We start from the raw sequence: 7528 nt of genomic DNA on the forward strand, positions 1-7528 counted from the left end.
ACCCGCCCGTCGTGCCCACCGGCTGAGGTTGCGTTTCCCTGATGTCGACTCACCACACCCCGCCCGCACGGGAACCAGCACGGCTACCGTCGTACTTCTACGCGGTCCGGCACAAGGTGTTCCGGCACGACGTCGAGGGAGCGTACGCGGCATGAGTCTCGGAGACGAGCACGGTACCTCCGGCGGTTACGCCGACACGGGTCAGACCCGCACCCGGCTCCCCGACGGCGACCCCTACGGCGGGGCCCGCCGGGGCGGCCGCTCGTCCTCGCGCAGCCTGGTCACAGTCGTCGGCGTGGTCGTCCTCCTGATCGCCGCGATCGCCTTCGCGAACCGCGGCGGCAACGGCGGCTCCTCGGCCGACGGCTCCAACGACAAGCCGGCCACCTCCGCCACCGCGGCAACCGGCGACTCCCCGGTCCGATCCAAGACAGCCGGAATCCCCACAGGCTTCCCCCACACCCAACAGGGCGCCCAAAGCGCAGCAGCCAACTACGCCGTGGCCCTGGGCTCAGCAGAAATGTTCAACAAGGCAAAGCGCGACGCGATCCTGCGGGCCGTCATCACGCCTTCCCGCGTGTCGGGCTTCGAGACATCGCTCGACCAGGCGTACACGCCAGGCTTCAACAAGAACGTCGGTCTGAACGAAGACGGTTCGACACCTCAGGGCTACACGTTCGTCTCGCGTACCAGCCCGATCGGTACCAGACTCACCGATTCCTCCGGCGATGCCGCCACCGTCGAGGTCTGGTGCAGCGGCTTGCTCGGACTGGCCGGCGACAAGTCCACGAACCCGGTCACCAACAGCTGGTTCACCATCACCATGCACCTGGAGTGGACCGCCGAGGACTGGAAGATCGTCGAACACTCGCAGAAGGAAGGCCCGGCGCCCGTCCCAGGCGACGACAAGGCTTCCAGCTCCGACGAGATCTCGAAGGCCGTAGAAGAGTACGGAGGCTTCACCTATGCCCGTTAGTCGGCACGTACTCAAACTGACAGCCGCGGTCACGGCCGTACAGGCCGCAGCGGTCCTCATGGCCACCCGCGCCTTCGCCGAGCCCACACCGTCGCCGTCCAGCGACGCCTGTGACCTGATCCACGGCCCCGCCAAGGACTACTGCGAACAAGGCAGCAACTCCGGTGGTTCCGGGTCGAGTAGCAAGCTCACCTCCACCCTCGACCCGCTCGCTTCGCTCGCCAAGGGCTGCGCCGACGCCGCGTCATGGACCATCCGCAAACTCAGCGACGCGGTACAGCAGACGGCGAACGTCGACTTCACGAACGCCAAGTTCCTCCAGCAGTACGCGGTCGTCTTCGCCGCGTCCACCATCCTCACCCTCCTCCTGTGGCTCCTCGCCGTCGCCAAGCGCGCGGTCCGCGGCGTCCCCCTCACCACCGCCCTGTCCGAAGCCATCGGCTTCCTCTGGCTCACCGTGCTGGCCTCCGCCTTCACCCCCCTGATCCTCTACACCGTCGTATCGGCCGCCGACGGCGTGACGGACGTCCTGGCGAAGACCACCGGCGACCAGACCGACACCTTCTTCGGCACCTTCGCCGGCGCCCTGGACAAGGGCAACGACATCGGCGGCGGCCCGATCATGCTGATCGTCGTCTCGCTCGTGTCCATCCTCGCCGCCGGCATCCTCTGGCTGGAACTGGTCATCCGCGCCGCCCTGCTCTACGTCGGCGCCCTCCTCGGCACCGTCGTCTACGCCGGCCTGGTCGACAAGAGCCTGTGGAGCCACGTACGCCGCTGGGCCGGCATCATGATCGCGGTCATCCTCATCAAACCGGTCATCGTCATCGTGCTCGGCCTGGCCGGCGCCCTGTCCTCGGGCGACGGCCCGGACGCGTTCTCCGCCGTCGTCTCCGGACTCGCCATCATCCTGCTCGCCATCTTCGCCAGCGCGATGATCTACCGCTTCGTCCCCGGCTTCGGCGACGAGATCGCCGCCGGCCGCAACAACCGCATCATGCAGGGCGCCGAGGGCAAGGCCGCCGCGGTCATCAGCTCCCCGGCCACCCTGGTCGCCCAGGGCATCAAGACGCACAGCGCCCGCGCCGACAACAACGGAGGCGGCGGCCAGTCGTCCTCCGCCGGCGCCCGCCCGGCCAACCCGGCCTCCGGCGGAGTCGCCGCGCACAGCACGCGCACCCCGGGCGGCGGCGGATCTGTCCCCTCCGCCGCACCCCCACCACGCTCCCCCAGCCCGGCGAAGACCCCGCACGCCGGCAACACCCGCAACAGCAGCAGCAACCGCTCGGGAGGTGAAGGGCGTTGACGACCGAGTCCCACCTGTCCCATCCGGTCACGCCCCGCCGTACGTATCTCATCGGCCGCGCCCGGCCGAACGCGGTCATCGGCCGCAACCGTGAGACCGGCGAGATCGCGCTCATCATCGGCGGCGCGTTCCTGGGCATGATGTGCGGACTCCTGGTCCCCGTCCTGTCCCTGCGGATCGTGCTGCTGACGGGCTTCCCCCTGCTCGCGCTCGCCGCGGTGTACGTGCCGTACAAACGCCGCACGTTCTACAAGTGGTTCGAGATCAACCGCAGCTTCAAGCGCACCTTGCGCCAGGGCACCGTCTACCGCTCCGGGGCCATGGAGGCGGGCACCCGCCTCGACGGCCGCGAGGTGGAGATCGGCCCGCCCCCCGGCATCGGACGGATCAGCTGGCTCGCCGCACCCTTCGGACCCGACGAGATCGCCGTGCTCCTGCACGCCGACCGCAAGACCGTCACCGCCGCCATCGAGATCGAGGGCCCGGGCGTCGGACTGCGTGACTCCGAGGACCAGGAGGCCCTCGTCGACCGGTTCGGCACCCTGCTCAAGCACGTGGCCAACGGCGACGGCTTCGTCACCCGGCTGCAGATGCTCGCCCGCACCCTGCCCGCCGACCCGGACGCCCACGCCAAGGACATCGCCCAGCGCGGCGACGAGAAGGCCCCGCACTGGCTGGCCCGGTCGTACGAGCAGCTCCAGTCCATGGTGTCCACCAGCAGCGAGCAGCACCGCGCCTACCTCGTCGCCTGCATGCACTACTCCCGCGAACTGGCCGCCGAGGCACACGCCATGGCCCGCGCCGCCCGCCCCCAGGCCGGCCGCAAGCTGGACCGGGACTCCGGACTCGCCGTCGTCATGGCCCGCGAACTGACCGACATCTGCTCCCGGTTGCAGGAGGCCGACATCCGGGTCCGCCAGCCGCTCGGTCAGGGCCGGCTCGCCTCCCTCGTCCACTCCATGTACGACCCGGACCACCCGATCGACCACATCCAGGCGATGACGCAACGGAACGCCTGGCCGGCCGAGCTGGACGCGATGGATCCCACCTGCCTCAAGGCCAAGACCCGCGAGTCCACGACCCGCGAACCCTGGTGCCACGCCACCGCCTGGGTGAAGGAGTGGCCGATGACCCCGGTCGGCGTGAACTTCCTGGCGCCGCTGCTCGTCCACACCCCGGACGTCATCCGCACCGTCGCGGTCACCATGGACCTCGAACCCACCGAGGTCGCCATCGAGCGCATGCTGACCGAGAAGACCAACGACGAGGCCGAGGCCAGCCGCGCCGCCAAGATGAACCGCACCGTCGACCCGCGCGACATCGCCGCCCACGGCCGCCTCGACCAGCGCGGCGAGGACCTGGCCAGCGGCGCCGCCGGGGTCAACCTGGTCGGCTACATCACCGTCTCCGCCCGTTCCCCCGAAGCCCTCGCCCGCGACAAGCGGACCATCAGGGCCTCGGCCGGCAAGTCGTATCTGAAGCTGGAGTGGTGCGACCGCGAGCACCATCGCGCCTTCGTGAACACCCTCCCGTTCGCCACCGGTATCCGAAGGTAGGGGTTGATGCACTGATGCGGGACCCGATGTCCGTCGTCACGGACGCCTTCACGTCCTTCCTGTTCGGGAAGGTCGAGACGACCCGACTCCCGGTGCGCACGTCCACGGGCCAGGCCCAGGCGGTCTATCTGCCGACCGCCGCACCGGGCCTGGGCGACTCCGGCGTCATCATCGGCCGCGAGGTGTACTCCGGGAAGGGCTACATCTACGACCCCTTCCAGCTGTACGGGCAGCAGCTGCCCGCCCCGCACTGGCTGGTCCTCGGCGAGTCGGGCAACGGCAAGTCGGCGCTGGAGAAGACCTACGTCCTGCGCCAACTGCGCTTCCGCGACCGCCAGGTCGTCGTCCTGGACGCCCAGGGCGAGGACGGCGTCGGCGAATGGAACCTCATCGCGCAGGAGCTGGGGATAACGCCGATCCGGCTGGACCCGATGGCCGCCCTGGACCACGGCATCCGGCTCAACCCGCTCGACCCGTCGATCACCACGACCGGCCAGCTCGCCCTGCTCCGCACGATCATCGAGGTCGCGATGGGACACGGCCTGGACGAGCGGTCCGGCTTCGCCCTCAAGGTCGCCCACGCATTCGTCAACGAGACGATCGTCGACCGCCAGCCGGTGCTGTCCGACATCGTCGAGCAACTCCGCCACCCCGAACCGGAGTCGGCGGAGGCGATGAACGTCGCCGTGGACGACGTACGGGCCTGGGGCCTCGACGTGGCACTCGTCATCGACCGGCTGGTCGACGGCGACCTGCGCGGCATGTTCGACGGCCCCACGACGGTCGGCATCGACCTGGACGCCCCTCTGATCGTCTTCGACCTGTCCCACATCGACCGCAACTCCATCGCCATGCCGATCCTGATGGCGATCGTCGGTGTGTGGCTGGAGCACACCTGGATCCGCCCCGACCGCAAGAAGCGCATCTTCCTGGTCGAAGAGGCCTGGCACATCATCAACAGCCCGTTCGTGGCGCAGCTGTTCCAGCGGCTGCTCAAGTTCGGGCGGCGGCTCGGCCTGTCCTTCGTCGCGGTCGTCCACCATCTGTCCGACGTCGTGGACGGTGCCGCCGCCAAGGAGGCCGCGGCGATCCTGAAGATGGCGTCGACCCGCACCATCTACGCCCAGAAGGCCGACGAGGCCCGCGCGACCGGCCGGGTCCTCGGCCTGCCCCGCTGGGCCGTGGAGATCATCCCGACCCTCACCCCCGGCATCGCGGTCTGGGACGTCAACGGCAACGTCCAGGTCGTCAAACACCTGGTGACCGAGACCGAACGTCCCCTGGTCTTCACCGACCGGGCGATGACCGAGTCGTCCAGCGACCGCGCCGACGACGCGCTGCACGCCGCCGAACTGGAGGCGGAGCAGCGGGCGGCGGCCTTCATGGAACAGCACATCGCCGACCTGGACGGTTCGTCCGAGTCGACGGTGGCCTGAGATGAGCGCCGCAGAACGGGAGCGCCGCCGGGAGGGCCAGGGTGGCATCCCCGACGGCCTGCTGCTGGGCATGCTCGCCTTCCTCCTCGGCATGACCGTGCTGGTGTGGACGGCCACGGGCCTCGCGGGCCTGTTCGCCCGCGGAGCCTGGCCGGCCGGCGTCACCTTCACCCGCACCCCGCTGGCGATACGGGACCTCATCGCCGAACCGCACGACATCCCCGGTGCCTGGCCGCACACACCCCCCGGGCAGCTGTCGGGGTACGGGCTGTTCTGGGGACTGTTCATCAGCCAGTTGATGGTGCTGTTCGTCCTGACCGTGTTCACGATCGGCACGGTGGCCCGCTGGCGGGTCGGCCGGGCCCGGCGCCGCTACGCGAAGCACACCACGGCCACGGCACCCGTCCCCGCCATGGCGGAACCCACACCGGAACGGACGCGGGAGCCGGCACCCGAACCGCCACGGGAACAGACACCGGAACGTGCGCCGGAACCGGCGCCCACCCGGCCGCTCGAACCCCGGCACGAGGTCCCCGAGCCCCGCAGCGAGCCCCAGCCCCAAGAGGCCACCGCCACCGACGGTGGACGGACCGGCGGCTGGGAGACCCCCCGCACCGAACGCGCCGTCCTGTACGCCGACCCCCCGACCCGCCAGGCCACCGCGGCCCAGGCGGTGCGCGACGCGGAAGGCCCGGTCCTGGTGGTCACGTCCAGCCCCGCCCTCTGGGCGGAGACAAAGGACGCCCGGGCCAAACTCGGCCCCACCCACGTCTACGACCCCACCCACAGCTGCGACACCCCGGCCCGCCTCCACTGGCCGCCCACGACGGGCTGCGAGGACCAGCAGACGGCACGGCATCGAGCCGCAGCCCTGCTCGCCCCGGTCAGGCCCACAGCCAAGCTGGACCAGGCCCTGGCGGACACCGCCGAGACGCTCCTGAGGAGCTGTCTGCACGCGGCCGCCATCGACGGCCGCACCATCCGCCATGTCCACCGCTGGACCCAGGGCACCCAGGTCCAGGACGCGGTACGCATCCTCCGGACGAACCCCAAGGCCGCCCCCGGCGCCGCCGGTGAACTCGAGGCCGCCCTCACCGCGCACCCGGAACGCCGGGACATGGCCCAGGAGTTGACGAGCCGTGCACTCGCCGCGCTCTTCACGGTCAATATCCGTGAGGCCTGCACCCCGAACCGAAGTGACGCACTCGCCTTGGATTCCTTTGTCGCCGAAGGGGGCACCCTTTATGTGGTCGGTGAATCCATCGAGGACCCCAGGACCAACCCCGGCGCGATGCCCCTCCTGACGGCCCTCGTCTCAAGCGTGGTCGAGCGCGGCCGGCGCATGGCCGAACGGTCATCCTCCGGTCGGCTCGACCCACCACTGACCCTCGTCCTCGACGACATCGCGGCCGTGGCCCCGCTCCCCCAGCTCCCGGACCTCCTGGCCACCGGCACGGCCCAGGGCCTGCCGACGCTGGCCCTCCTCCGCTCCCGCGAACAGGGCCGCGCCCGCTGGCCCCACCAGGAACTGCCCGTCTAGGACCCGCCGTCACCCGCGCTCGACGACCAGTTCCAGCTCCCGGCCCTCACCCTCGACGAGGGCCACAGTGACCCCGCTGGCCACGAAGCCCGCCTTGCGGTAAGCGCCCCGGGCCCGCCCGTTGTCCTCGTGCACGAGCAGCCGTACCCGCGAGGCCCCGTGCTGCCACGCCCACTCCAGGCCGACGGCGAACAGCGCCTCGATCAGCCCGCGCCCGCGATGCTCGGGCCTGACGAACACCCCGACGACATGGCCCTGCCGACGGTCCACCGAAAACCCGGCCCAGTCCGTGGTGCCGGCCTCCTCCACCAGCACCGTCAGGGTCCCGGCCCACACCTCGTCCGGAGCCACGGCGACAAACTGCACCGCGCCCGCCCCGTCCGCGGACCGGGCGGCCCGCTCCTGCCAGAAGGTGTCCGGCCTGGCGGCGGCATCCTCGTACGTCTCCAGAAAGGCAAGCCGCGCATCTGTGCTCAGGCGGGCCACGGTAATACTCGGGCCCCAAACGCAGAAAACCCCCGTGTCCAAAGACACGGGGGCTTCCCTCAATTTTTGTTCGGCGGTGTCCTACTCTCCCACAGGGTCACCCCTGCAGTACCATCGGCGCTGTAAGGCTTAGCTTCCGGGTTCGGAATGTAACCGGGCGTTTCCCTCACGCTATGACCACCGAAACACTACGAAACACACAACCGGGAAAACGGCTGTTCGTGGTTT

General features: G+C 70.1%; 6 protein-coding genes and 1 rRNA gene. 5 read left to right on the forward strand and 2 right to left on the reverse strand.

From position 1 onward, the window contains the following. Window positions 1-151 precede the first annotated feature (151 nt). The 5 genes from CTZ28_RS34335 to CTZ28_RS34355 are packed head-to-tail and all read left to right on the forward strand — an operon-like array spanning window position 152 to window position 6814. Window positions 152-976: a DUF8175 domain-containg protein gene (locus CTZ28_RS34335; protein ID WP_121893641.1), complete on the forward strand. Its 825-nt coding sequence runs from the start codon at window positions 152-154 to the stop codon at window positions 974-976. Further along, a complete protein-coding gene (locus tag CTZ28_RS34340) occupies window positions 966-2282 on the forward strand; it encodes a hypothetical protein (RefSeq protein ID WP_121893642.1) in 1317 nt (438 codons plus the stop codon). Before CTZ28_RS34335 ends, CTZ28_RS34340 begins: the two co-directional genes overlap by 11 nt. Beyond that, entirely contained in the window at window positions 2279-3838 is a 1560-nt protein-coding gene (locus tag CTZ28_RS34345; RefSeq protein ID WP_121893643.1) for an SCO6880 family protein, read from the forward strand. The genes CTZ28_RS34340 and CTZ28_RS34345 overlap by 4 nt, the downstream gene beginning before the upstream one ends. 14 nt (window positions 3839-3852) lie before the next feature. Next, window positions 3853-5274 carry an ATP-binding protein gene (locus CTZ28_RS34350; protein ID WP_121893644.1) on the forward strand — a complete coding sequence of 474 codons (1422 nt, stop codon included), beginning with the start codon at window positions 3853-3855 and terminating at the stop codon, window positions 5272-5274. Window position 5275: 1 nt separating this feature from the next. Continuing rightward, complete coding sequence (locus CTZ28_RS34355) at window positions 5276-6814, forward strand: type VI secretion protein (RefSeq protein WP_121893645.1); 1539 nt, start codon at window positions 5276-5278, stop codon at window positions 6812-6814. Window positions 6815-6823: 9 nt separating this feature from the next. Here the strand turns inward: CTZ28_RS34355 and CTZ28_RS34360 are convergent, their stop codons facing one another. Further along, a complete protein-coding gene (locus tag CTZ28_RS34360; protein WP_259471934.1) occupies window positions 6824-7300 on the reverse strand; it encodes a GNAT family N-acetyltransferase in 477 nt (158 codons plus the stop codon). 68 nt (window positions 7301-7368) lie between these two features. Continuing rightward, a 5S ribosomal RNA gene (rrf, locus tag CTZ28_RS34365) occupies window positions 7369-7485 on the reverse strand. Window positions 7486-7528 lie beyond the last annotated feature (43 nt).

This window comes from Streptomyces shenzhenensis (assembly GCF_003688995.1).
In the GTDB taxonomy this organism is placed as follows: Bacteria; Actinomycetota; Actinomycetes; order Streptomycetales; family Streptomycetaceae; genus Streptomyces; species Streptomyces shenzhenensis_A.

Coding starts and splice junctions, on each gene's coding strand:
- CTZ28_RS34335 (WP_121893641.1), top strand. CDS start 152: ATGAGTCTCGGAGACGAGCACGGTACCTCCGGCGGTTACGCCGACACG.
- CTZ28_RS34350 (WP_121893644.1), top strand. CDS start 3,853: ATGCGGGACCCGATGTCCGTCGTCACGGACGCCTTCACGTCCTTCCTG.
- CTZ28_RS34340 (WP_121893642.1), top strand. CDS start 966: ATGCCCGTTAGTCGGCACGTACTCAAACTGACAGCCGCGGTCACGGCC.
- CTZ28_RS34355 (WP_121893645.1), top strand. CDS start 5,276: ATGAGCGCCGCAGAACGGGAGCGCCGCCGGGAGGGCCAGGGTGGCATC.